Below are 22,316 nucleotides of genomic sequence, written 5' to 3'. Positions count from 1 at the left end.
CGTTTCGTGTGGTTACTCGGCCGGCCCAGGCGCCAGCACTTCGCGGCTGCCGTTAATTCCCATTGCCGACACGAGGCCCGCTGTCTCCATCTGCTCGACGAGACGTGCCGCGCGGTTATAGCCGATGCGCAACTGCCGCTGCACCGACGAGATCGACGCGCGCCGCGTGCGCACGACAAACGCGACGGCTTCGTCGTAAAGCGGATCGGCCTCCGCATCGGGCGAGTCGCCGAACAGATCCTGCGCCGCGCCGCCCTCGGTGGCCGGACCGTCGAGTATGCCTTCCTCGTATTGCGGCTCGCCGAACTGCTTCAGATATTCGACGATCGCATGCACTTCCTCGTCCGCGACGAACGCGCCGTGCACGCGCTGCGGGTAGCCCGTGCCCGGCGGCAGGAACAGCATGTCGCCCTGGCCGAGCAGCGACTCCGCGCCCATCTGATCCAGGATCGTGCGCGAGTCGATTTTCGACGACACCTGGAACGCGACCCGCGTCGGAATGTTCGCCTTGATAAGCCCCGTAATCACGTCCACCGAGGGCCGCTGCGTCGCCAGAATCAGATGGATGCCGGCCGCGCGCGCCTTCTGCGCGAGCCGCGCGATCAGTTCTTCGATTTTCTTGCCGGCCACCATCATCAGGTCGGCCAACTCGTCGATCACGACGACGATCAGCGGCAGCGGCGCGAGCGGCTCCGGCGCTTCGGGTGTCAGTGAAAACGGATTGCCAAGCTTCTTTCCTTTCGCTTCCGTGTCGCGAATTTTCTGATTGAAGCCCGCCAGATTTCGCACGCCGACTGCGGACATCAGCCGATAGCGCTTCTCCATTTCGCCGACACACCAGTTGAGCGCATTGGCGGCGAGCTTCATGTCGGTGACTACCGGTGCGAGCAGATGCGGGATGCCTTCGTAGACCGACAGTTCCAGCATCTTCGGGTCGATCATGATGAGGCGCACTTCCTCGGGCGTCGCCTTGAAGAGCAGCGAGCAGATCATCGCGTTGATCGCCACCGACTTGCCCGAGCCGGTCGTGCCCGCGACCAGCATGTGCGGCGCTTTCGCGAGATCGGCGACCACCGGATGGCCGGTGATGTCCTTGCCCATTGCGAGCGTCAGTTGCGAATGCGAATTCTGGTAGACGCTCGCTTCGAGAATCTCGGACAGGCGGATGGTCTGGCGCTTCGCGTTCGGCAATTCGAGGCCCATGCAGGTCTTGCCGGGAATCGTTTCGACGACGCGGATCGACGTGAGTCCGAGGCCACGCGACAGGTCCTTCATGAGACCGACGATCTGGCTGCCGCGCACGCCGAGCGCCGGTTCCACCTCGAAGCGTGTGATGACCGGACCAGCCGACGCGCCGACCACCGTGACAGGCACCTTGAACTCCTGCAGCCGTTGCTCGATCAGCAGGGCGGTTTCTGTGAGTTTTTCCTCGGAGACCGGTTCTATGTGAGTGTCCGCGGGAGCGAGCAGATCGTGCGTGGGCAATTCCACCGTCGACGCAGCCGGGGCGTGAAACTCGAAGCCGTTGGTCGCGCCGTGGCCGCGCAGCGGCGGGCGCTGCACGACGGTTTCCGGTGCGGGATCGGGCTCGGCGTTCGATTGAGCCGGCGGTTGAGCGGGCGCTGCCGGGAGACCGACGTTTGTGGTGGGCGTCGGCTGATGCGAAAAGGCCGTCGGCGGTGAATTGAAATGGGGCGGCTCGTGCGGGTCTGGGCCGGTATGTGCGGGCACCTGAGCCTGCGCCTGGTTCGCGGGGCCGGGGAATCGCACCACGTTCGACGATGCCGGCGGCGCGATGGTTTGCTCGGGAGCGGCGGCGGGATCGGCTGCCTGTGAGGTGTGCGCATCATTGGGCGTCGGCCCGGCGTCCGCGATATCCGCAGGTGGCACGGCGGGGGCCTCGCGTTGCGCATCAGCGTCACGGCTGGCTTCGGTGGACGCGCTTGCGACGCTGTCCATATGTTCTTGCGACTCTTCCGCCGACGATGACCCCTCTTCTTCCCATGGCGGTGTCTGCGACGGCGCGTCCGTTTGCTCAAACCTGCTCGCGAAGATTCCGAACGGCGTACGAGTTTGAATGACGGGCGGGTCGATCGGCCATTGCACGACTGGCTCGGCGCCCGTCACAGCCGACTCTTGCGGTTCCGTCCACGGCGCGTGAGTTGGCGTTGGGGCTGTCGTTTGCAGCGACGCGTCAACCGACGCTGAAGGCGAGGATTCCACGGTCGGCCGAACTGGAGCATCACGGTCATTGCCGACGTGCTGCCTCGACGCATCGCCAGTTGCCGAATCCGCGACCTCGCCAGACACCGCATGGATGCGCGACGAAGGCGCCTCAGGGCCGCCGCTTTCCGGACGCGCCGCGTTGACCGCGCCACCGGCAGGCGGTGGCACAACGTTCACGCCCGCGATCCTGGCGGCTTCCGCGCCGGTACTGCGCGCAAGACTGACACCGGCGATATCCGTCCAACGCGCGGCGTTTTCCGCGATGCTCCGCAGCGTTTCCTGAACGCTGGCAGGCGGCGTGACTTTCCCGGCGGCGGCCATGGGCCGCGTGTAGCTGGGCGCCCGCGAGGACGGATGACCCGCGCTCGAAACGCTGGCGGCGTCGTTGGCGCGCAGAGCCGACGGCACCGCCTGTGCGGGCGATGCCGCGGGACTGAAAGGGGCGGCAGCAGGTTTGGCTGTGGTGCGGCCATGGACGGACGCGTTTGCCGACAGCGCGCCCGTCGCTGCACCCGCGCTCGCGGCGATGCCCGACGCGGCGTGGGCAGCTTTCGCGCCGGTGGCGAGAGCGCCGGCGGCCGGCGACGCAACACCGCCAACACCGCCAACACCGCTCCCGGCAGACGCACCCGCCCGCGGACCGCTGTCACGCAACCACCCAGCCGGTGCGACAGGTTCAGCCGGCGCCGATGTCAGTCTGCCGCCGCCGGACGCATGCATCGGGGGCTGCGCCGCTGTCTGCCGTGCCGATGTCGCGCTACCTGTGCGCAAAACCGGCTCGACTGGCGAAACCTGACCGCGTGCGGTGCCTCGCCCGGCGCGCCAGCCTTCCGCAGCCGCTCGGGTTGCCGTTTCCCGACCAGCCGCCGAGCCCGCCACGCCGGAATGCGCCGCGCCGGCAGCCGCGCCACCCGAAGCACGCCCGTTGGCAGGCGGCCGCCAAACGGTCGGTCGCGCATAGCGCCCCTTGCCCTTGGGCGCCATCGTGTTGATCGAACTGGAGATGTGCGGCGACGCGCCGTCGTCAACGCTACGACGGCGGCGCGCCTCGTCGTCGCGTCTGGCGAGACCACGCGAAGTGAGCCCGAGGCCGAACGCACCGTCGGCCCACAGCAAAAACTCGCGCCAGTGAAAACCGATCAGCCACGGCAGGCTGACGATGAAAACCCCGAGCGCCGCGAGCGGCGTGCCGATATGCCCGAGCAGATGACCGAACGCGCTCGCCAGCGCGTGGCCGATCGCATTCATGCCGCCCGCGCCGATGAGCGACGCCTCGAGCGCGCAGCTCGCCAGCATCGTGCAGACGAAGCCGAGCCATAGCCGGATCGTGCCCGGACCGCGCAGGCCCGCGCCGCCCGGCAGCATCGACTTGATGAGCCGCCAGATGAGAGGAATGAACCAGACGGCCGACCCGCCGAACCAGCCGAAAACTACCGTGTGCATACTAGACATCGACGAATGACGGATTGGCGAAAACGCAATCCGTCGAGTTTAAACCGGCGAAGCCGAAGGCTTCGATGGCGGACGCAAGTATGCCTGCGTCCTCGTGCAGCGCGGCCCGGCGCGTCGGACAATTTCCGCTCGGTCCGCTCTGCCGCTTGTTGACCACTCAGTTGCCGCTCACTTGCGACCTCATTTGCCGCTCATTTGCCACTATTGCCGCTGCGATCGAACACCAGCGTCTCGCCGTTGTCGAGCACGAGCTGCATCTGCTGCGGCGCGCGCATCTGCACGCCGGTCCGCTCGATATGCGTGAGCGCATTCAGATACGCGCTTTCGATCTGTCCGCCCGGCGTCGCGCAGGCCATGCGCGTGCCGCCCAGCGTGCCGAACGAGAGCTTGCCGTCCTTCAGCGTGTAGGAGCCCATATAGCGGTTGCAGCCTGAGAAGCCGCTCGCGTGCCGCTGGCCTCCGGCGGTCGAAAGCGTGAGCGTGATCGGCGCGCCGAGATTCGCGAACGAAACCGTGCGCGGTTTGCCGTCCGCCTCTTTCCATGCGGTCAGGGTCCAACTGGTGTCGTCGAGCAATTGAGTGGCGGCGGGGTTGAACGGGTCGGGCGCGGGTGCTTCCGAATCCGGATGTTTCGGAATCGCGCAGGCGCCGAGCAGCGCCGCGACGCTCAGCGCGGCCAGAGCCGTGCGCGCGTATGGAGCGATGCGCGTGAGACGTCGCGTGGACAGGCGTGGTTGCATGGCGTCGTTCCTCTTCAAACTGGCAAAGGCGTAAGGGTAACGCACTCGGCGCGCCGCGCGGGCAAGGCGCGGCGAGGGGCCCGCATGTTAACATCGTGTTCTGTCCAAGCACACCCTCATCCGACTTTTATCTGGAGACCCCATGCAGATCGGCCAACGGATCGGCACGCCCCTTTCTGAATCCGCAACGCGCGTCATGCTGCTCGGCGCCGGCGAACTCGGCAAGGAAGTGATCATCGCGCTGCAGCGGCTGGGCGTCGAGGTGATCGCCGTCGACCGTTATCCGAATGCGCCGGGGCACCAGGTCGCGCATCGCTCGCATGTGATCGACATGACCGACCGCGCGGCGCTGCGCGCACTCGTCGAAGAGGAGCGTCCGCATCTGATCGTCCCCGAAATCGAGGCGATTGCCACGGACGCGCTGGCGGCCATCGAAAGCGACGGCATCGCCGAAGTCATCCCGACCGCGCGCGCCACGCAGCTCACGATGAACCGCGAGGGCATCCGGCGCCTCGCCGCAGAAGAGCTGGGCTTGCCGACCTCGCCGTATGCATTCGCCGATTCGCTTGAAGAACTGCGCGCCGGCATCGCCAAGGTGGGCTACCCGTGCGTGGTCAAGCCCGTCATGTCGTCCTCGGGCAAGGGCCAGTCGGTGCTGCGCAGCGAGGCCGACGTCGAACCGGCCTGGCAGTATGCAATGGCGGGCGGACGCGTGAATCATGGCCGCGTGATCGTCGAGGGGTTTATCGACTTCGAATACGAGATCACGCAGTTGACGGTGCGCGCCGTCGATCCATCGAACGGCGAAGTCGCCACCTACTTCTGCGATCCGATCGGCCACGTGCAGGTGGCGGGCGATTACGTTGAATCGTGGCAGCCACAACCAATGAGCCCGCTCGCACTCGAACGTTCGCGCGAAGTCGCCCATAAGGTGACGGCCGCGCTCGGCGGGCGCGGGCTCTTCGGCGTGGAACTTTTCGTGCGCGGCGATGACGTATGGTTCTCGGAAGTCAGTCCGCGTCCGCACGACACGGGTCTCGTCACGCTGTGCTCTCAACGTTTTTCGGAGTTCGAACTGCACGCGCGTGCGATCCTCGGTTTGCCGGTGGATACGTCGTTGCGCGCGCCGGGTGCGTCGGCGGTGATCTACGGCGGGCTCGAAGAGGCCGGCATTGCGTTTGAAGGCGTCGCCGCGGCGCTCGCCGTGCCGAATGCGGATCTGCGTCTGTTCGGCAAGCCGGAGAGCTTCGTCAAGCGGCGCATGGGCGTGGCGCTCAACACCGGCGAGAATATCGATGAAGCGCGCTCGCGCGCGAAAGAGGCTGCGGCGGCGGTGCGCCCTGTGTCGGGAAAGTCGGCGCGGTGATGCGTGCCGCGCGCGTGCCGACGGACTGGCAAGTCCGCCAGGCGGCAAGCGCGGCGAGCCCGCCTGGTCCGCCCGGTCCGCGTTGTCCGTTAAGCGCGCAGCCTGAAAGATCCGAGCCCATCGAATGAATCGCGGGCTCATTGAAGTCGAGGTAAGTATGTCGCAGCCATCCCGTAACGAAGCGTCGCGCGCTGCAATGCGGCGCGCCACCGCCGGCCGTCTGCGCACGCTTGGCGCTATAAGCGTGTTGTTCGCGCTTTGTGCGGGATTGACGGGCTGCGGCCTCGCGGCCGCGCCGTGCCGCATTGCGTCGGCGGGCCTGAAGATCGTGCCGGTGGTCGGACACGTGGCCGCTGCGCCGACCGATGCCTGCGCCGAAGTCATCGACCCTTGATCAGCAACGACCGGGGCATCTAATGAAGAAAACGCTGCTTGCAGCCGGCCTCGCGGCAATCTGTGGCTGTGCGTTCGCCACGCCTTTGCATCTCGAAGACGTTCAGACCAAAAACCGTCAAACGCGCAAGTACACCTGCGCGACCGGCAGGATTCTGCATGTCACTTACTGGAACACGGCTAATGGCCAGAGCTTCGCGCTCGTTCCGGTAAAGGGCAAGCAACTGCTGTTCGTCAATACGATTGCGGCGTCGGGCGCGAAATATCAGGCCGGCAGCTATACGTGGTGGACCAAGGGTCCGCGCGCCGATCTGTACGACGCCATGGCTGGCGAGAACGCGCCGCCTCTCCTGTCCGACTGTATTACGCTCAATCGCTGAGCGACACGCGGCAGCTTCGTGAAGCTGCCGCGCGTTTTCTCCTCCCGCCGCGCGGCATGGTCAGTCTGCGCGCATCATTTCCTGCCGAGTAGTAAGCTGTCGGCAGTGGCTTACGGCGTGCCGCCGTGAGCGCCGCTGCTGCCGTCTTTGCAGTCTCCCTGCGTGTTTAGATCGTCTGTTTCCGCTCACCCACTGCGAGGCTTTGCGCCCGCGTCCGTCCCTTCACACGAGATCCTCCATGAAAGCATCGGACCTGTTCGTCAAATCGCTGGAAGCCGAAGGTGTCGAGTACGTGTTTGGCATCCCCGGCGAAGAAAATCTCGATCTTCTCGAATCGCTGCGCCGCTCCAGAATCCGTCTGATCCTGACGCGCCACGAACAGGCGGCCGGCTTCATGGCCGCCACCTACGGACGCCTGACGGGCCGCACCGGCGTATGCCTCGCGACGCTCGGCCCGGGCGCCACCAACTTCGTGACGGCCGCCGCCTACGCGCAACTGGGCGGCATGCCGATGCTGATGGTGACCGGACAGAAGCCGATCAAGTCGAGCAAGCAGGGCCATTTCCAGATTGTCGACGTAGTGCGGATGATGGAGCCGCTTACCAAATACACGCGCCAGATCGTTTCGATCGCCAATATTCCGGCGGCCGTGCGCGAGGCGGTTCGTCAAGCCGAAGAGGAACGCCCCGGCGCCACGCACCTCGAACTGCCCGAAGACGTCGCGCACGAAGAAGGCGACGGCAAGCCGATTCCCAAAAGCTACAGCCGCCGCCCTGTCGCGGAGGAGAAAGCGGTCGCGCGCGCGGTCGAGGCGATTACAAAGGCGAAGCATCCGTTGCTGATGATCGGCGCGGGCGGCAATCGTAAGACGACGACGAAGATGCTGCGCGAGTTCGTCGACCAGATCGGCATTCCCTTTTTCACGACGCAGATGGGTAAGGGCGTGATCGACGAATCGCATCCCATGTGGCTCGGCAACGCGACCTTGTCCGACGGCGACTTTGTGCACCGCGCGATCGATCACGCCGACTGCATTATCAACGTCGGGCACGACGTGATCGAGAAGCCGCCGTTTTTCATGCGCAGCGGCGACGCCGAGAAAACGGTCATTCACGTCAACTTCCTCGGCGCGGAAGTCGACACGGTTTATTTTCCGCAGATCGAGGTGGTCGGCGACATCGCCAACGCCGTGTGGCAACTGAAGGAAAGTCTCAAGGAGCGCCAGGAGCACTGGGACTTCACGCGCTTCAAGGAAATCAAGGAGCATTTCGAGGCGCATCTGGTGAAGGGCCAGCACGACGACCGCTTTCCGATGTACCCCGTGCGCGTTGTCAACGACGTGTACGAGACCACGCCGGTGGACGGCATCGTGTGTCTGGACAACGGCATGTACAAGATCTGGTTCGCCCGCTACTACCGCGCGCACGAGCCGAATTCGCTGCTGCTCGACAACGCGCTGGCTTCGATGGGCGCCGGCTTGCCGTCGGCGATCGCGACCAAAGTCGTGCACCCGGACCGCAAGGTCATGGCCGTGTGCGGCGACGGCGGCTTCATGATGAATTCGCAGGAGCTCGAAACGGCGGTGCGTCTGAAGCTCGATCTCGTGATCCTGATCTTGCGCGATGACGCGTTCGGCATGATTCGCTGGAAGCAGGAGAACATGAACTTCCCCGACTACGGCATGACGCTCGCGAACCCCGATTTCGTCGCGTATGCGCAAAGCTATGGGGCCAAGGGGCATCGCATCGGATCCGCGGCGGAATTCGCGCCCCTGTTGCGCGAATGTTTCGCCACGCCGGGCGTGCATGTGATCGACGTGCCTATCGACTATTCGGATAACGAGCGCGTGCTGAACCGCGAGATCAAGCGGCTCTCCGCGCAACTGTGAACGGCGCGGGCTCGCCTGAGAGCCCGCGCTGCCGCTGTCATCTATCGGAAGGAGAACGCGTCATGCTGAACAAGACTTACCCGTACTACCTGGCGAACGAAGCGGTGGCGGCGAACACGGATCTCGAAGTCACCGACAAGTTCAGCGGCGAGGTCGCGACGCGCGTCGCAATGGCCGACGCCGCCGCCATCGACAAGGCCATTGGCTTCGCGGTGGACGCGCTGCCCGCGCTGCGTGCGTTTCCCCCGTTCAAGCGTCAGGCGGTGCTCGAACACTGCGTGAAGCGCTTTCGCGAGCGTTACGACGAACTGGCGCTCGCGCTGTGCATCGAGGCGGGCAAGCCGATCAACGACTCGAAAGGCGAAGTCACGCGTCTGATCGACACGTTCAAGGTCGCCGCGGAGGAAGCCGTGCGTATCGACGGCGAGATCGTCAATCTGCAAATTTCGCCGCGCGCGAAGGGCTACCACGGCTACGTGAAGCGCGTGCCGATCGGGCCGTGCTCGTTCATCTCGCCGTTCAATTTTCCGTTGAACCTGACCGCGCACAAAGTGGCGCCGGCGATCGCAGCGGGCGTGCCCTTCGTGCTCAAGCCGGCGAGCCGCACGCCGGTCGGCGCGCTGATCATGGGCGAGATTCTTGCGGAAACGGATTTGCCGAAGGGTGCGTTCTCGATTCTCCCCGCGCATCGCGACGGCGCGGATCTCTTCACCACCGACGAGCGCTTCAGGCTGCTCTCGTTTACAGGTTCCCCAGCCGTGGGCTGGGATCTGAAGAAGAAAGCGGGCAAGAAGAAAGTGATTCTGGAACTGGGCGGCAACGCGGCTGCGATCGTCGACGGCGATCAGGGCGGCAAGCTCGACTATGTGGTCGAGCGGCTCGCGTTCGGCGCGTTCTATCAGTCGGGGCAAAGCTGTATCGGCGTGCAGCGCATTCTGGTGCATGCAGGCATTTACGATGAGCTGCGCGAGAAGCTGATCGCCAAAACCCAGTCGCTGGTGATGGGCGATCCGAAAGACGAAAAGACCTTCGTCGGGCCGATGATCTCGGAGTCGGAATCGAAACGCCTCGCCGGCTGGATGGAGAGCGCGGTGCAGGCAGGCGCGAAGATCGTCGCGGGCGGCAAGGTCGAGGGCGCGATGTTCGAGGCCACGCTGCTCGAAGGCGTGCAGCGCGACACGGACCTGTATCGCAAGGAGGCGTTCGGGCCGTCGCCATTCTCGAGCGTTTCGACGATTTCGACGCGGCGCTCGCGGCCGTCAACGATAGCGACTTCGGCTTGCAGGCGGGCGTGTTCACCGATTCGCTCGCGCACGCGCATCGCGCGTGGGACGAGCTGGAAGTCGGCGGCGTGGTGATCAACGACGTGCCGTCGTTTCGCGTCGACAATATGCCGTACGGCGGCGTAAAGGATTCGGGGCTTGGGCGCGAGGGCGTGCGCTACGCGATCGAGGACATGACCGAGCTGCGGCTGATGGTGATGCGCGAGACGTGGTGACGCGCGATGGGGGCGTTGGGGGCGATTGGGGCGAGCGGATTGTCACGCGCCTGTCGTTTGCGCTCACTACGCTCGCAGCAAGTCGCGCTGGCGCATGCAGGCCGCCTGGACTGTCGGCGCGCGCACAGCGCCTGCTGCGCTTTGCCGCGCAAGCAGAAAGCCGGCGCATGCGCCATGAGTGTTTTTGCTGAAGTGCTACAATACCGGCCTTTCCGGCGGGACTTTCCGCCGGCCGGAGCCGGCCGCATCTTTTCCCGCAATAGTGACGGGTCCCGTGCGGAACGCCGTGGCTCCGCCTTCATCCTGATGCCTTCTGCGGTTCCGACCGCTGCCGCGCGCACGCGCCAAGCGCAACGCGCCGACGCATTTTTAGCGAAAGCCACCATGTCCGACACAGCCGTCACGCCCAGTACTGCGACTTTTGATCAATTTGGTCTCGCGCCCGACATCCTGAAAGCCGTCAAGGAATCGGGCTACACCACGCCCACGCCGATCCAGGCGCAGGCGATTCCTGTCGTGCTGGCAGGCCGCGACGTCATGGGCGCCGCGCAAACCGGCACCGGCAAGACAGCGAGCTTTTCGCTGCCGATCATCCAGCGGCTGTTGCCGCAGGCCAGTACGAGCGCTTCGCCCGCGCGCCACCCGGTGCGCGCGCTGATTCTTACGCCGACCCGCGAACTGGCCGATCAGGTCGCCGCGAACGTTCAGTCGTATGCGAAGCACACCGCGCTTCGCAGCGCCGTGGTGTTCGGCGGCGTGGACATGAACCCGCAGTCGGAGCAGTTGCGCCGCGGCGTCGAGATTCTGATCGCCACGCCGGGCCGCCTGCTCGATCACGTGCAACAGAAAACCGCCAACCTGGGCCAGGTGCAGATTCTCGTGCTCGACGAAGCGGACCGGATGCTCGACATGGGCTTCCTGCCGGACTTGCAGCGCATTCTGAATCTGCTGCCGAAAGAGCGTCAAACGCTGCTGTTTTCGGCCACGTTCTCTGGCGAAATCAAGAAGCTCGCCGCCACATACCTGCGCAATCCGCAAACCATCGAAGTGGCGCGCAGCAACTCGACGGCAACCAATGTCACGCAGATCGTCTATGAAGTGGCCGAGGGCGACAAGACCGGCGCCGTCGTCCAGTTGATCCGCGAGCGCAGCCTGAAGCAGGTGATCGTGTTCTGTAACAGCAAGATCGGCGCAAGCCGTCTCGCGCGCAGTCTGGAGCGCGACGGCGTGGTCGCGACCGCGATTCACGGCGACCGCTCGCAAAACGAGCGCATGCAGGCGCTCGACGCGTTCAAGCGCGGCGAGATCGAGGCGCTGGTCGCCACCGACGTCGCGGCGCGCGGTCTCGACATTGCCGAGTTGCCGGCCGTGATCAACTTCGATCTGCCGTTCAATGCCGAAGACTACGTGCACCGCATTGGCCGGACCGGTCGTGCCGGCGCTTCCGGCGACGCGTTGTCGCTGTGCAGCCCGAACGAGCGCAAGCAACTGGCGGATATCGAGAAGCTGATCAAGCGTCCGCTTGAAGTGCAGCGTCTGACCGTGGACGCGCCCGTGCGTCATCATCACGAAGACCGCCCGCCGCGGCGCGAGCGTGGTGAGGGCCGCGACGAGCGCGGCGCCCGCCGTCGTGCGGGCGCGCCGTCGGGTTCGTACGACCGGCCGCATCATCACCGCGCGCAGCCGGTGGACGATTTTTTCCTGAAGCCATACGAGCCGTCGCCTGCTTCGGTTCGCAAGGTGGAAGAGGCCGAGGCCGCACGGTCCGCGCCGCAGAAGCCGTCGTCGAAACAGCCGCTCGCGGCGTTGCTCGGCGGGTTTGGCATGCCGCGGAAGTCGTCGTCGTAAAGCTGGTTATTGCGGGGTCGCTGCGGGCTTGCTTCTGGCTTGCTCGTCGACGGGCGCTGTTTGTCCGAGTGGGCAGAATTGCGCGTGAAGCAGTTTTGAGCGCTGCATGCTCGTTCAGGCGCTTGGGCCTTGAAGCAGCGCCAGACAAGAATCAAACGCTCAAGCGCATTTTCTTCGACCACGCCGCAATGGCTGCGGCATAAAAATCGTCCAGCGTGCTCGGCACTGAGCCGCTTGTGGCGACATTCTCGAGGTTCAATCCCAGGTGCCGTGCCGCCGCGTTCAGCGCTTGCAGCGGCTCGTGACAATCGAGCGCCGCTGCGCCCGTCTGCTTGCTGAGCTTTTCACCGTGCCCGTTTGTCACCACCGGCACATGCAGGTAACGCGGCGTCGGCACGCCGAGACACTGCTGCAGGTAGATCTGCCTCGCAGTCGAATCCATCAGATCCGCGCCCCGCACAACGTGCGTGATGCCCGCATCCGCGTCGTCGACCACGACCGCGAGTTGATACGCCCACTGATCGTCCGCGCGCCTGAGCACGAAATCACCTACTTCCGTGGCGAGATTCTGCGTCTGTCTGCCTTGCCAACGATCTTCGAATGTAACGACAGCCGCGTCGCCGTCCGGCACGCGTAGCCGCCACGCGCGCGCGGGCTTGCCGTGCAGGCCGTTGCGGCACGTGCCCGGATAGGCGAGCGTGGTGTTGCGCGCATGCGCATTCAGCAGCGAGTCGGCAATTTCCTTGCGCGTGCAGCCGCACGGATAGACGAAGCCGGCCGCCTTCAACTGTTCCAGCGCTTCCTGGTAACGCGCGGTGCGCGTGCCTTGCCAGACAGGCGGCTCGTCGGCGCGCATGCCGAAGCGCTCCAGCGTGGCGAGTATGTCTTGTGCGGCGCCCGGCACCGTGCGCGGGCCGTCGATATCTTCGACGCGAACGAGCCATGTGCCGCGATGCGCGCGCGCGTCGAGCCAGCTTGCGAGCGCGCTCACCAGCGAGCCGAAATGCAGCGGGCCGGTAGGCGAAGGCGCGAAGCGTCCGCGATAGTTCATGAGTCGATGCGTTGGAGGTTCAGTTCCGGTTGAGCCGCGACCAGCGCCCGGCCCGAAAGCGCCGCTGCTCTCAGGCCGCGCAGGCTGCCTTGCTGTCGGGATGGCATTGCGGGCACGTCTTGCCGGCCACGTACATCGGCGACTTCTGCTCTTCAGGCGTTACTACCGCGCGGCAGCCGAAGCACTGCACGGTCGAGGTCGGCTGAAGCTGCGGATTGAGCGCGGTGCGGTAATCGAACACGAAGCAGTCGCCGTGATAATGCGCGCCGCCCACTTCCTCGAAATACTTGAGGATGCCGCCTTCGAGCTGATACACGTGCTCGATGCCGACGTCTTTCATATGAATCGCGGCCTTCTCGCAGCGAATGCCGCCCGTGCAGAACGATACGACCGTCTTGCCTTCGAGGTCGGCGCGATTCTCTTCGATCACTTCCGGAAACTCGCTGAATTTCGTGATGCGATAGTCGAGCGCGTTGTCGAACGTGCCGACGTCCACTTCGAACGCGTTGCGCGTGTCGAGCATGACGACCGGGCGGCCTTCGTCGTCGTGACCGCGGTCGAGCCAAGTTTTCAGCGTGGGGGCGTCGACGAACGGCGCGCGGCCCAGTTCGGGACGAATGGCCGGCTTTTTCATCGTGATGATTTCACGCTTGAGCTTGACCAGCATGCGCGTGAACGGCTGCTTCTCCGACAGGCTCTCCTTGAATTGCAGGTTCGCGAATTTGCCTTCGAACAGCGGGTCGTGTCGGATGTAGTCGATAAACGAGTCCGTGTTCTCGCGCGTGCCCGCGACGAACAGGTTGATGCCTTCCGGCGCGAGCAGAACGGTGCCGCGCAGGCCGAGCGCATTGCAGCGCTCCGTGACCTGCGGCCGCCAGGCGGCGGTGTCTTCGATGGTTACGAAATGATACGCGGCGAGATTGACGATACTCATGAGTGTCCAGCGGTGATAAGTGGCGGGCTGCGGCAGGCCCGGTTGCGGCGCGAATGCGGCCGGGGAGTGAGGCGGCAAGCAGGCGGCAACTCGGCGGCAACTGCGCGGCAAGCGGGGCGGCAAGCGGGCGGCAAGAAGGCGGCAACCGGGTGCAAAGCGGCGAGGACCAGCCGCAAAGCAGCCAGAAAGCGCCGGTACGCCCGAGCCTTTTGCCCTGAATGCCCTCGATGGCCTTCACTGCCCTGTGCGGCAGCCACGTCGAAATGGGCGAAACCCCTATTATCCCTCAAGCCGGCGATTTCCTTGAGCTAGCCAAATGGCTGATGAGTTGCGTTAGCGCAAACGTCGGGCGAACTTGCGCGCATTGGTTCCGTACGCGGCCAGGAAATCAGCAAAAAACGCTCTCGACGCGGCCAGGCGCTACAGCGTCCTAACCCGGATGGCCAGCCGGTGGTTTTGCGCTGAAATCTGCTGAAGGGTGGAGTTACAATGTCGCCCATGTCAGATCCCCGCTTCGTCCATCTCCGCCTTCACTCCGAATTTTCGATCGCCGACGGCATCGTGCGTCTTGACGACGTCGTCAAGGCGGCCGCCAAAGACGGTCAAGGTGCGCTCGCCCTTACCGATCTCGGCAACGCGTTCGGCCTCGTCCGTTTCTACAAGGAAGCCCGCGGCAAAGGGGTCAAACCCATTGCCGGCTGTGACGTGTGGATCACCAATCCGGACGACCGCGACAAACCTTCGCGGCTGTTGCTGCTGGTGAAAGACCGGCGCGGTTACTTGAACCTGTGCGAGTTGCTGAGCAAGGCCTCGCTCACGAACCAGTATCGCGGCCGCGCGGAAGTCGAGGCCGGCTGGCTCGAGTCCGGGCTCGGTGAAGGCCTGCTTGCATTGTCGGGCGCGCAGCAAGGCGACGTCGGCCTCGCGCTTGCCGCGGGTAATCAGGAAGCGGCGAAGCGCAACGCGCTGCACTGGGCGAAGGTGTTTCCGGGCGGCTTTTACATCGAGTTGCAGCGTTGCGGCCAGCCCGGCGGCGAGCAGTACGTGCAGCAGGCGGTCGCGCTCGCGGCGTCGCTGAAACTGCCGGTGGTCGCCACGCACCCCATGCAGTTCATGACGCCCGACGACTTCACCGCGCACGAAGCGCGTGTGTGTATTTCCGAAGGCGACATTCTGGCGAATCCGCGGCGCCAGAAGCGTTTTACGCCTGAGCAGTATTTCCGCACGCAAGACGAGATGGTCGCGCTGTTCGCGGACATTCCGTCGGCGCTCGCCAATTCGGTGGAAATCGCCAAGCGCTGCAATCTCACGCTGGAACTCGGCAAGCCGAAACTGCCGCTCTTTCCGACGCCCGACGGCATGTCGCTCGACGATTACCTCGTGCATCTGTCGAAAGAGGGCCTGGAAACCCGTCTCGCGCAGTTGTATCCCGACGAAGCGGAGCGCGCCGCTCAGCGGGAAACCTATTACCAGCGGCTCGAATTCGAGTGCGGCACCATCATCAAGATGGGCTTTCCGGGCTACTTCCTGATCGTTGCGGACTTCATCAACTGGGCGAAGAACAACGGCGTGCCGGTGGGTCCCGGCCGGGGCTCGGGCGCGGGCTCGCTCGTCGCGTATGCGCTCGGCGTGACGGACCTCGATCCGCTGCGCTACAACCTGCTGTTCGAACGTTTTCTGAATCCGGAACGGGTGTCGATGCCCGACTTCGACATCGACTTCTGCCAGCACGGCCGCGACCGCGTGATCCAGTACGTGAAGGAGAAGTACGGCGCGGACGCCGTCTCGCAGATCGCAACGTTCGGCACCATGGCGGCCAAGGCGGCGGTGCGTGATATTGGCCGCGTGCTCGATCTTGGCTACATGTTCACGGACGGCATCGCAAAGCTGATTCCGTTCAAGCCCGGCAAGCACGTCACGATTGCCGACGCGATGAAGGAAGAACCGCTTCTGCAGGAGCGCTTCGACAACGAAGACGAAGTGCACCAGTTGCTCGAGCTCGCGCAGCGCGTGGAGGGCATCACGCGTAACGTCGGCATGCACGCGGGCGGTGTGCTGATCGCGCCCGGCAAGCTGACCGATTTCTGCCCGCTGTACACGCAGGGCGACGAAAGCGGCGTCGTGAGCCAGTACGATAAGGACGATGTGGAAGCCGTCGGCCTCGTCAAGTTCGACTTTCTCGGTCTCACTACGCTCACCATTCTTGACTGGGCCGAGCGCTATATCCGCCGTCTCGATCCGTCGAAGAAAGACTGGTCGCTCGCGCAAGTGCCGCTCGACGATCCGGCATCGTTCTCAATCCTCAAGAAAGCGAATACGGTCGCGGTGTTCCAGCTGGAAAGCCGCGGCATGCAGGGCATGCTGAAGGACGCGCAGCCCGACCGCTTCGAGGACATCATCGCGCTCGTCGCGTTGTATCGTCCTGGCCCGATGGACCTGATTCCGAGCTTCTGCGCGCGTAAGCACGGCCGCGAGGTGGTCGAGTATCCGGATCCGCGCGTCGAACCTGTTCTGAAAGAGACCTACGGCATCATGGTCTACCAGGAGCAGGTGATGCAGATGGCGCAGATCATCGGCGGCTATTCGCTGGGCGGCGCCGACTTGCTGCGCCGGGCGATGGGCAAGAAAAAGCCCGAGGAAATGGCGCAGCATCGCGAGCTTTTCGCGGAAGGTGCGGCGAAGAACGGTCTGACGCGCGAGAAGTCCGACGAAATCTTCGACCTGATGGAGAAGTTCGCGGGCTACGGCTTCAACAAGTCGCATGCGGCCGCCTACGCGCTGCTCGCGTACTACACCGCGTGGCTGAAGGCGCACCATCCGGCGGAATTCATGGCGGCGAATATGTCGCTCGCCATGGACGACACCGAGAAGGTCAAGATCCTGTTCGAAGACTGCATCGCCAACAAGATGACGGTGCTGCCGCCGGACATCAATCTGTCGGCGTATCGCTTTGAGCCGGTCGCCGAGCCGGACGGCAAGCGCTCGAAAACCATCCGCTACGGCCTCGGTGCGATCAAGGGCAGCGGCCAGAATGCGATCGAAGAAATCCTGCGGGCGCGCGAAGACGGCCCGTTCATCGACATCTTCGACTTCTGCAACCGGATCGACCGCCGCGTCGTCAATCGCCGCACGGTCGAAGCCTTGATCCGCGCGGGCGCGTTCGACAGCCTGCATAAGAACCGCGCGCAACTCATCGCGTCGGTGTCGCTTGCCATGGAAGCTGCCGAGCAGGCAAGCGCGAATGCATTGCAGGCGGGCCTCTTCGACATGGGCGACGCGCCCTCGCAAGGGCACGAACTGGTCGACGAGCCGGAGTGGCCCGAAAAAAAGAAGCTGCAGGAAGAAAAGGCAGCGCTCGGCTTCTATCTGTCGGGACACCTGTTCGACGCATACAGGGACGAAGTGCGCCGCTTCGTGCGCCAGAAGATCGGCGAGCTGAAAGAAGGGCGCGACAAGCTGGTCGCGGGCATCGTGGCATCGCTGCGCACGCAGATGACCCAGCGCGGCAAGATGATGATCGCGCTACTCGACGACGGCACTGGCCAGTGCGAAGTGACAGTGTTCAACGAGACGTTCGAAGCGAACAAGCAGTTGTTCAAGGAAGACGAGTTGCTAGTCGTGCAAGGCCAGGCGCGCAACGACGCGTTCACTGGCGGCATTCGCTTCACCGTGGATACGGTCATGGATCTCGGCCGCGCGCGCTGCCGTTATGCCGAGGCCGTGAAGGTGAAGATGAACGGCAACGCGGACGCGCTGGCTTTACGGCGCGTCCTCGAGGCTCACAGCGCGGGTAAGGACGAGCCGCAATCAGCGCCGGCGCCTGTGGCTTCGGCCCGCGGCGGCAGCGGTGGCAATGGCAGCAACGGCAACGGCCGCAACGGTGGCCAGAGCGGCTACGGTGGCGACAATGGCCGTCAGCGTCAACCCATGCAGATTCCGAACGGACTCGCCGTTCAGGTCGTGTACCGCAGCGAGAATGCCGAGGGCGAAATGCGTCTTGGCGACGCGTGGCGCGTGAAGCCGACCGACGAACTGCTCGCCGACCTGCGCGGCCAATTCGCCGGCAGCGCCATCGAAATTGTCTATTGAGGGCGGCCGTCGCGCTTAGCGCGGCTGCGAGCGTGACTCTTGTGCGAGCCGCGCGAGTTTCAGAAACCGGTAGTACACCGTTTCCGCATTGAACACCGCGATCATGAAGCCGGCGCGACCGTCCAGGAAACCTCGCCGCAACAGGTAGGTCCGCACGAACGCCCAGGCGCCGCGAAGAAGCGCCTTGCCGAAGCTGCCGCGTTGGCCCGCCGCGTGACGCTGCAGCGCGCCGGCGCTCGAATACGCGTCGAGCTTGCGCAGCACCGCCTCAAAGTTCTCGTACGAGTAGTGCATCAGCTTGCCGGTCAAGCGTTGCGCGGGCGTGTCAAATACGAGCCGTTCGTGAACGAGGTCGTCGGAAAAACGCGCGGCGCCACGTTTGAACAGGCGCGGAATCCAGTCGGGATACCAGCCGCTGTGATGGATCCAGTGCCCACAAAAACTCGACAGACGGTCCACCGCATAGACGTCAGCAGTCGGAGACGCGAGCGCCGCGCGAATTGCGGCGGCAAGCTCGGGCGAGACGATTTCATCGGCGTCGAGCGACAGGACCCACGTGGTGGTGAGGGCGTCCACGGCGCGGTTCTTTTGCGGGCCGAAGCCTGGCCAGTCGGTCTGCTGGATCACCTGGGCGCCGTGCGCGCGCGCTATGTCGGCGGTGCCGTCGGTGCTGCCGCCGTCGATCACAACAATCTGGTCGGCAAAGGCCACGGACTGCAGGCATTCGGCCAGTCGCGCCGCCGCATTTTTAGTGATGATGGCGACGCCGAGGGTGGTTTCTTGCATACCTGAAATGCTGATCGCGAATGGCCTAAAGGTGGAACAATGCAATGGATCGCGCGATGAGGCGCCGCAATGGATCGCGCTAAAGCGCGACGGGTCGCGCAAGTATACACACGTGGATACACAGGCGGCCCATGCGGCACGATCCACAGCGCACGCACGCCCCGTAGCCGCAGCGGATGCCGTACCCGGCAGCCAAAACGTCAGCCGACCGTCAACCTCAACCGTTTACAATGCTTGTTTTCGATCTTCGCGCCCGGGCAGCCGGTCGGCGCCGCGAAGATCGTTCCGCATTCCCAGAGGATTCCTTGAGCGCGAAGCCAACGTTAAGCAAACCCATCGGTGCAGGTGAGGGGTCGTCGCCCGCCGTCGTTTTCCGGCGCTTGTGGCCGTTCATCAAGCCGCTGCTGTGGGTGATCGTCGGGGCCATTATCGCGATGGCTGCAAGCGCGGCCACCGACGCGGCAATCCCCGCGCTGCTCAAGCCGCTGCTGGACAAGGGTTTCGGCGCCCATGCAAGCGACAACGCCAAATGGTTCGTGCCGGTCGCCGTGATCGGCCTTGCGCTGATTCGCGGCGTGTCGCAATACGCGTCCGGCTATCTGCTCGCGTACGTCTCCAACAAGATTCTGCTCGAACTGCGGCTGCGCATGTTCGACCGCATGATTCACACGAGCGTCGCGTTTTTCCAGCGCGAAACCGCGAGCACGGTGATCAACGCGATCGTCTTCGAGGTCAACCAGATTCTCAACGTGCTGCTGAGCGTGATGGTCACGCTGGTGCGCGACTCGCTCACCGTGATCTTTCTGCTCGGCTATCTGTTCTATCTGAACTGGCGGCTGACCTTGATCGTCGCGGTGCTGCTGCCGGGTATCGGCTGGCTGGTCGGCAAGATCAATCGCCGGCTGCGGCGGCTGAACCGCGAGCATCAGCTGCTGACCAACGAGCTGTCCTATATCGTCGAGGAGACGGTGGGCGGCTACAAGGTCGTCAAGGTCCATAACGGCGAGAAGTACGAGATGGACCGTTTTTCGTCGATGAGCAAGCGCCTGCGCGGCTACGCAATGCGCATGACCGTCTCCGGCGGTCTTGCTCAACCGTTGACGCAGTTCCTTGCGTCGATCGCGCTCGCGGTCGTGATCACGATTGCGGTGGTGCAGTCGTCGTCGGATCAGACCACGGTGGGCGGCTTTGTCGCATTTGTCACGTCGATGCTGCTCATCATTTCGCCGCTCAAGCATCTGATGGACGTCAACCAGCCGCTGCAGCGGGGCATGACGGCGGCCGAACTGATCTTCGGCCTGATCGACGAGCCGGCGGAGCCGGCGGGCGGCGGCAAGCCGCTCGAGCGCGCGCGCGGGGAAGTCGAGTTCCGTAACGTCTCGTTCACGTACAGCACCAATGCCACGCACAACCGCCACACGTTGGATCAGGTGTCGTTCAAGGTGGCGCCCGGTGAAATGGTGGCCCTCGCGGGTCCGTCGGGCAGCGGCAAGACCACTCTGGTCAACCTGCTGCCGCGCTTTTTCGACCCGACGGGCGGCGAGATCCTCGTCGACGGCGTCGCGCTTCCTGAATACGATCTGCATGCGTTGCGCAGCCAGATCGCGATGGTGAGCCAGGACGTCGTGCTCTTCAACGACACCGTGGCCAACAACGTCGCCTACGGCCAGACCGCCGACCGCGACAAGGTCAAGGCGGCGCTGCGCGCGGCCAACCTGTGGGACACGGTGGACGCCATGCCCAACGGCATCGACACGCTCGTGGGCGACAACGGCATGATGCTGTCCGGCGGCCAGCGCCAGCGCCTTGCCATTGCGCGGGCCATCTACAAGGACGCGCCCATCCTGATTCTCGACGAAGCCACGTCCGCGCTGGATTCCGAATCCGAGCGCCACGTGCAAGCCGCGCTAGAAACGCTGATGAAGGGCCGCACGACGCTAGTCATCGCTCACCGGCTGTCCACCATCGAGCGCGCGAACCGCATCCTGGTCATGGAGGCGGGACATATCGTCGAGAGCGGCAGCCACCGCGAGCTGCTGGCGCAGAACGGGCTTTATGCGCATCTGCACCGGATTCAGTTTCAGCAGAACGCGGCCTGAACGGGCGGTCCTGACCGGACGAGACGACAAAGGAAAGGAACGACGGAAGGTCCATTCCTGAATTGCCGTCTAGGCGATCGCCACCATTTCATGCGCGTTTGACAATTGCGTTCTGATTGCGCTCATGATGGCCGCTGGCGCGATTTCATCGACGTCGCCGGTGCTTTGAATGCCGATCGACTTGCATTGCGGGGTCAGGCGCAAGTAGGGCGGTTCGCGATCAGAAAACAGCGACACGCTCGGCGTTGGTGTCGAATGGGCAACGTGCATCAAGCCGCCGTCCGCGCCCACGAAGAGGCTTGCATTCGCCACCATCTGGCGCGACTGCAGCAGCGTCAGTCGACCAACGCACGAATAGATTTTCAGCGTGCCGAAGGCCGATTTCAACAGATTCCCGGCCATGGCCAAGCCGTTATCCGAGCCTAGCAGCACGATATGCTTGGGCATTGTCGGGTCGTCCGACTGATCGATAAGCTGCAGTAACTCGCGCCAGCGCCCATACGTACGGTTTGCATCGAGCCCGCCGACCGCGAGAGCCAGAAACCGGCTTTCCGGCAGAAACGCGCGCACCGATTCGCGGGTTTGAGCGTTCGTCGCCAGGTACGGCTTGCTCATCGCGACGATGCTGGCAGCCGGATAGCCCAGCGAAAACGCGTGATTGACCGCGGCATAGCTAAACGTGGTCTGATTGCGGTCCGGTCCATAGAAATACTGGAACAGGCAAATGTACGGCAAGTGCCGGAAACGCTGCACCTTAAGCTTGATGGACGGCAGATTGAACTCTGACATGACGATTGCATCGTAAGCGCGTCCGCGAAGTTGCTGCAGGTCGGAGTAGACATTCTGGAAAATATCGTCTTCTTCGAACAGCTTGTGAAGATTTGGCAGCGTGAACAAGTCGACTTCGAAGCCGCGGCCTTTGAGAAGAGCGCGGCCTGACATATCCATCGTCGCATCGCCGAAGTTGCGCTTGCCGGTATAAATCCATAGCAACCGTTTCCCGGCAGGAAGACTGCCAAGTTCAATCCGCTTCTGCCCTCGCCATTTGAGTAGCAGATGCTTGTGCAGGTATTTCTTGACGATCTTTGCCCGTGAATTCTTGCGCAGAAACGCTTCGGGTTCGTGTGCGACGCCAGGGTAAGGGATCTGCGTGGAACGATTGACTGCAATCTGCACGGCCCTTTTTACGCTGGCAGGTGCGATGCGGTAGAGACCGCACATAAATCGATTCATTACTCGGCTGTAGGCAGTGTTCTGAGAGCCGGTTGCAGGCACAACCAGTACCGTGTGACCACGGCGACCGCGCCGGCGACCGAATATGGGCCTGTATGGTACAGCACTCTGCCGAGGGCACCGGTTGACCTACCTCGCCGCGGTCATTGCATCTGGGGCAATGACGTTCGATTGTTGCCGATTGTTGCCGATTGTTATCGCGCGCGAGCCGCCGGGCCGTCGGTTTGATCGGATAGAGGCGCAAAGCCGGTACAATAGGCGGGCCATCATACGGGGTCGCGCGCCAACTACCGCGACGGCCGGCTCAATTCATAAGATATGTCGACGCCCACC

At 64.0% G+C, this 22,316-nt stretch carries 13 protein-coding genes and 1 pseudogene; 8 read left to right on the top strand and 6 right to left on the bottom strand.

Features of this window, described 5'->3' with window-relative positions; translation table 11 throughout:
• Nucleotides 1-12: 12 nt before the first annotated feature.
• Together A3AC_RS0111040 and A3AC_RS0111035 are read right to left on the bottom strand one after the other, a co-directional pair.
• A complete protein-coding gene (locus tag A3AC_RS0111040) occupies nucleotides 13-3,669 on the bottom strand; it encodes a DNA translocase FtsK (RefSeq protein WP_025598885.1) in 3,657 nt (1,218 codons plus the stop codon).
• A gap of 200 nt (nucleotides 3,670-3,869) precedes the next feature.
• Nucleotides 3,870-4,418: an META domain-containing protein gene (locus A3AC_RS0111035; protein WP_025598884.1), complete on the bottom strand. Its 549-nt coding sequence runs from the start codon at nucleotides 4,416-4,418 to the stop codon at nucleotides 3,870-3,872.
• Nucleotides 4,419-4,560: 142 nt separating this feature from the next.
• Between A3AC_RS0111035 and purT the strand changes: the two genes are divergently transcribed.
• From purT to A3AC_RS0111005, 6 genes and pseudogenes are all read left to right on the top strand, one after another.
• Nucleotides 4,561-5,784: a formate-dependent phosphoribosylglycinamide formyltransferase gene (gene purT, locus A3AC_RS0111030; RefSeq protein ID WP_025598883.1), complete on the top strand. Its 1,224-nt coding sequence runs from the start codon at nucleotides 4,561-4,563 to the stop codon at nucleotides 5,782-5,784.
• A 196-nt stretch (nucleotides 5,785-5,980) separates the two neighbouring features.
• Entirely contained in the window at nucleotides 5,981-6,178 is a 198-nt protein-coding gene (locus A3AC_RS0111025; RefSeq protein WP_198017987.1) for a DUF6726 family protein, read from the top strand.
• A gap of 22 nt (nucleotides 6,179-6,200) precedes the next feature.
• Nucleotides 6,201-6,557, top strand: a complete 357-nt coding sequence (locus A3AC_RS0111020) for an MliC family protein (RefSeq protein ID WP_025598881.1) — start codon at nucleotides 6,201-6,203, stop codon at nucleotides 6,555-6,557.
• 238 nt (nucleotides 6,558-6,795) lie between these two features.
• Nucleotides 6,796-8,445, top strand: coding sequence for an acetolactate synthase large subunit (locus A3AC_RS0111015; protein ID WP_025598880.1), 1,650 nt, complete (start codon nucleotides 6,796-6,798; stop codon nucleotides 8,443-8,445).
• A gap of 62 nt (nucleotides 8,446-8,507) precedes the next feature.
• A pseudogene (locus A3AC_RS29150) lies at nucleotides 8,508-9,943 on the top strand (aldehyde dehydrogenase family protein).
• 384 nt (nucleotides 9,944-10,327) lie between these two features.
• Nucleotides 10,328-11,791: a DEAD/DEAH box helicase gene (locus A3AC_RS0111005; RefSeq protein ID WP_025598879.1), complete on the top strand. Its 1,464-nt coding sequence runs from the start codon at nucleotides 10,328-10,330 to the stop codon at nucleotides 11,789-11,791.
• A gap of 151 nt (nucleotides 11,792-11,942) precedes the next feature.
• Here the strand turns inward: A3AC_RS0111005 and gluQRS are convergent, their stop codons facing one another.
• Nucleotides 11,943-12,842 carry a tRNA glutamyl-Q(34) synthetase GluQRS gene (gluQRS, locus tag A3AC_RS0111000; protein ID WP_025598878.1) on the bottom strand — a complete coding sequence of 300 codons (900 nt, stop codon included), beginning with the start codon at nucleotides 12,840-12,842 and terminating at the stop codon, nucleotides 11,943-11,945.
• Nucleotides 12,843-12,912: 70 nt separating this feature from the next.
• Nucleotides 12,913-13,776: a sulfurtransferase gene (locus tag A3AC_RS0110995; protein WP_025598877.1), complete on the bottom strand. Its 864-nt coding sequence runs from the start codon at nucleotides 13,774-13,776 to the stop codon at nucleotides 12,913-12,915.
• A gap of 489 nt (nucleotides 13,777-14,265) precedes the next feature.
• Here A3AC_RS0110995 and dnaE point away from each other — a divergent pair, with 489 nt between their 5' ends.
• Nucleotides 14,266-17,865, top strand: coding sequence for a DNA polymerase III subunit alpha (gene dnaE, locus A3AC_RS0110990; RefSeq protein ID WP_025598876.1), 3,600 nt, complete (start codon nucleotides 14,266-14,268; stop codon nucleotides 17,863-17,865).
• A gap of 15 nt (nucleotides 17,866-17,880) precedes the next feature.
• Here dnaE and A3AC_RS0110985 read toward each other — a convergent pair whose 3' ends face one another.
• Complete coding sequence (locus tag A3AC_RS0110985) at nucleotides 17,881-18,651, bottom strand: glycosyltransferase family 2 protein (protein WP_025598874.1); 771 nt, start codon at nucleotides 18,649-18,651, stop codon at nucleotides 17,881-17,883.
• Between the two features lie 305 nt (nucleotides 18,652-18,956).
• Here A3AC_RS0110985 and msbA point away from each other — a divergent pair, with 305 nt between their 5' ends.
• The gene (gene msbA / locus A3AC_RS0110980) at nucleotides 18,957-20,750 is read left to right on the top strand and encodes a lipid A export permease/ATP-binding protein MsbA (protein WP_025598872.1); all 1,794 of its coding nucleotides are present in this window, start codon (nucleotides 18,957-18,959) and stop codon (nucleotides 20,748-20,750) included.
• A gap of 69 nt (nucleotides 20,751-20,819) precedes the next feature.
• On the opposite strand, the gene A3AC_RS0110975 is transcribed toward msbA, so the two are convergent.
• On the bottom strand, nucleotides 20,820-22,025 hold the full coding sequence (locus A3AC_RS0110975; protein ID WP_232231928.1) for a glycosyltransferase family 9 protein: 1,206 nt from the start codon (nucleotides 22,023-22,025) through the stop codon (nucleotides 20,820-20,822).
• Between the last annotated feature and the right edge of the window lie 291 nt (nucleotides 22,026-22,316).

Source organism: Burkholderia sp. WSM2230 (assembly GCF_000472445.1).
Lineage (GTDB): Bacteria > Pseudomonadota > Gammaproteobacteria > Burkholderiales > Burkholderiaceae > Paraburkholderia.
This window is presented reverse-complemented; position numbering and strand designations above follow the sequence as displayed.

Bases quoted from the DNA above. Each gene is read 5' to 3' on its own strand.
- A3AC_RS0111040 (WP_025598885.1), bottom strand. From the start codon at position 3,669: ATGCACACGGTAGTTTTCGGCTGGTTCGGCGGGTCGGCCGTCTGGTTC.
- A3AC_RS0111035 (WP_025598884.1), bottom strand. From the start codon at position 4,418: ATGCAACCACGCCTGTCCACGCGACGTCTCACGCGCATCGCTCCATAC.
- purT (WP_025598883.1), top strand. From the start codon at position 4,561: ATGCAGATCGGCCAACGGATCGGCACGCCCCTTTCTGAATCCGCAACG.
- A3AC_RS0111025 (WP_198017987.1), top strand. From the start codon at position 5,981: ATGCGGCGCGCCACCGCCGGCCGTCTGCGCACGCTTGGCGCTATAAGC.
- A3AC_RS0111020 (WP_025598881.1), top strand. From the start codon at position 6,201: ATGAAGAAAACGCTGCTTGCAGCCGGCCTCGCGGCAATCTGTGGCTGT.
- A3AC_RS0111015 (WP_025598880.1), top strand. From the start codon at position 6,796: ATGAAAGCATCGGACCTGTTCGTCAAATCGCTGGAAGCCGAAGGTGTC.
- A3AC_RS0111005 (WP_025598879.1), top strand. From the start codon at position 10,328: ATGTCCGACACAGCCGTCACGCCCAGTACTGCGACTTTTGATCAATTT.
- gluQRS (WP_025598878.1), bottom strand. From the start codon at position 12,842: ATGAACTATCGCGGACGCTTCGCGCCTTCGCCTACCGGCCCGCTGCAT.
- A3AC_RS0110995 (WP_025598877.1), bottom strand. From the start codon at position 13,776: ATGAGTATCGTCAATCTCGCCGCGTATCATTTCGTAACCATCGAAGAC.
- dnaE (WP_025598876.1), top strand. From the start codon at position 14,266: ATGTCGCCCATGTCAGATCCCCGCTTCGTCCATCTCCGCCTTCACTCC.
- A3AC_RS0110985 (WP_025598874.1), bottom strand. From the start codon at position 18,651: ATGCAAGAAACCACCCTCGGCGTCGCCATCATCACTAAAAATGCGGCG.